Raw genomic sequence first — 2253 nt, 5'->3', positions numbered from 1 at the left:
GTCATCATCATGGACGAGCCGACGCGCGGGATTGATGTCGGCGCCAAGGTCGAGATCCACCGGCTGCTGCGCCAGCTTGCCGGCAGCGGTGTCGGCGTCATCGTCATCTCGTCGGAACTGCCGGAGCTGATTGGCTTGTGCGACCGCGTTGTCGTGGTGCGCGAAGGCAGGATCGCCGGCGAACTCACCGCCAGCGAGCTCGGCGAGGAAGCCATCATCATGCTCGCCTCGGGCGTTCAAGACAGTTCAAATCAAAGGCAGGCCCAGAATGTCGCCTAGGGAATCAGGAGAAGCGCTCGTGCACGCCGAGATCAAGGCCGCCGGGCGGCGCATCAATTTCGCTCAGCTCGCCTCGATGCGCGAGGCCGGGCTGATCGTCATCATCCTGGCGCTGTGCATCGCCATGAGCTTCGCCTCGCCGCACTTCCTGACATGGGGCAATTTCCGCGCCATGCTGATGAGCTTTTCCATCGAAGGCATCGTCGTCGTCGGAATGACGATCCTGCTCATCGTCGGCGGCATCGACCTTTCCGTCGGCTCGGTCGTGTGTTTCTCGATGGTGGTCTCGGGGGCGCTGTTCCTCGCCGGCCTCGATCCCTGGACGGCAAGCCTGATCGGCATCGGCGTCAGCGCGCTGATCGGCGCGGCGATGGGCTTCTTCGTGACCGTGATAGGCCTCAATCATTTCATCACGTCGCTGGCGGCCATGGTCATCGTGCGCGGCATGTGCCTGGTGGTCACCAAGGGCACGCCGCTGTCGCTGTTCACCCTGCCGCCGGCTTTCAAGGCCATCGGCCAGGGCAGTTTCAACAACATTCCCTATGTCATCCTGATCTTCATCGTCGTGGTGGCCATCTTCGACTTCCTGCTGCGTCGCGCCACGGCCTTCCGCAAGGTTTTCTACACCGGCTCCAACGAGAAGGCCGCGCAGTTCTCCGGCATCAGGACCAATCAGGTGAAGTTCTGGGTCACGGTGCTGTGCTCGACCCTCGCCGGCCTGGCCGGTGTCATCTACATGGCGCGCTTCGGCGCGGCGACACCGACCTTCGGCGCCGGCATGGAACTCAACATCATAGCCGCGGCCGTCATCGGCGGCGCTTCGCTGAATGGCGGCTCGGGCACCATCTTCGGAGCGATCCTCGGCATGGCGTTGCTGTCGGTGGTGACGAGCTCGCTTATCCTGCTCGACGTCTCGGTCTATTGGCAGGACATGATCAAGGGATGCATCCTGCTGGCGGCGGTGTCGATCGATCATTTCCTGCACCGCAAGAAGTCCTGAACCCTCAAAGGCGGCGAAGCAAGACCATGGCCCCTCCCAACACCCGCGACGACATCGCCGCTGTTCGTCAGATGCACCAGGCGCTTGTCCTGCATTATATCGAAGGCAAGACCCAGGCCGAGATCGCCGGGGAACTCGGCCTCTCGCACGCGACGGTCAACCGGCTGATCAAGCGCGGCCACCAGCTCGGCCTCGTCGAGATCAAGATCAAGTCGCCGATCGACCATCTGGTCGACCTGGAAGCACGGCTGGTTGCGCTGGGCGGCATCGAGCGGGCGATGGTGGTGCCGTCGGTTTCCGATAATCCGCACACGGCCCTGCAGCGGGTCGGCGAGGCGGCGGCTGGGCTGCTGCTCGACACCATCAAGGATGGCGACACGATCTCGATCACCGGCGGCAAGGGCGTCAGCGCGCTGGTCGCCGGTCTCAAGCCGGGGCGCCGATACGACGTCGAGATCATTCCCGCCACCGGCCTGGTCCAGGGCAAGCACTACACCGACGTCAACCACGTCGCCTCGCTGATGGCCGACAAGCTCGGCGGCCGCGCTTACCAGATCCATGCGCCGCTGTTTGCCGATACCGCGCAGCAGCGCGAGATGCTGATGGGCATCAGCTCCGTCGCAGACGTGTTTCGCAAGGCGCGCGAGGCGGATGTCGCGGTGGTGGGTGTCGGCTCCATCCTGACCGACGATTCCAGCTATTACGACCTGCATCCGTCTTCGAATGCCGATCGCCAGGCGATCGAGAAGTCCGGGGCGACAGGCGAGCTGCTCGCTCATCTCATCGACCGCGGGGGCAAGCTTTGCAACTACTCGCTCAACCGTTCGCTGGTCTCGCTGACGCTTGACGAGTTCGCGACCATCCCGCGCTCGATCGGCATCGCAAGCGGCCCCAGCAAGGTCGCGCCGATCCTCGCCGCCCTGCGCGGCAACCATCTCGACACCATCGTCACGGACGAGGCCACGGGGCTCCAG

The 2253-nt window shown here is 64.2% G+C and carries 2 protein-coding genes and 1 pseudogene; all 3 read left to right on the top strand.

Annotation, left to right across the window (positions count from 1 at the left end):
- Window positions 1-279 (top strand): annotated as a pseudogene (locus EN749_RS34470) (D-xylose ABC transporter ATP-binding protein); the annotation flags it as partial.
- A gap of 76 nt (window positions 280-355) precedes the next feature.
- On the top strand, window positions 356-1279 hold the full coding sequence (locus EN749_RS34465; protein WP_236383556.1) for an ABC transporter permease: 924 nt from the start codon (window positions 356-358) through the stop codon (window positions 1277-1279).
- Window positions 1280-1305: 26 nt separating this feature from the next.
- Window positions 1306-2253, top strand: a 948-nt coding sequence (locus EN749_RS34460; protein WP_145991140.1) for a sugar-binding transcriptional regulator, incomplete at its 3' end; no start/stop codon positions are given.

The organism is Mesorhizobium sp. M7A.F.Ca.ET.027.02.1.1, assembly GCF_004022985.1.
Classification (GTDB): domain Bacteria; phylum Pseudomonadota; class Alphaproteobacteria; order Rhizobiales; family Rhizobiaceae; genus Mesorhizobium.
Note: the sequence above shows the minus strand (reverse complement) of the source record. Positions and strands in the feature narration are given on the sequence as shown.

Excerpts from the sequence above, each read along its gene's own strand:
- EN749_RS34465 (WP_236383556.1), top strand. The coding sequence starts at position 356 with ATGCGCGAGGCCGGGCTGATCGTCATCATCCTGGCGCTGTGCATCGCC.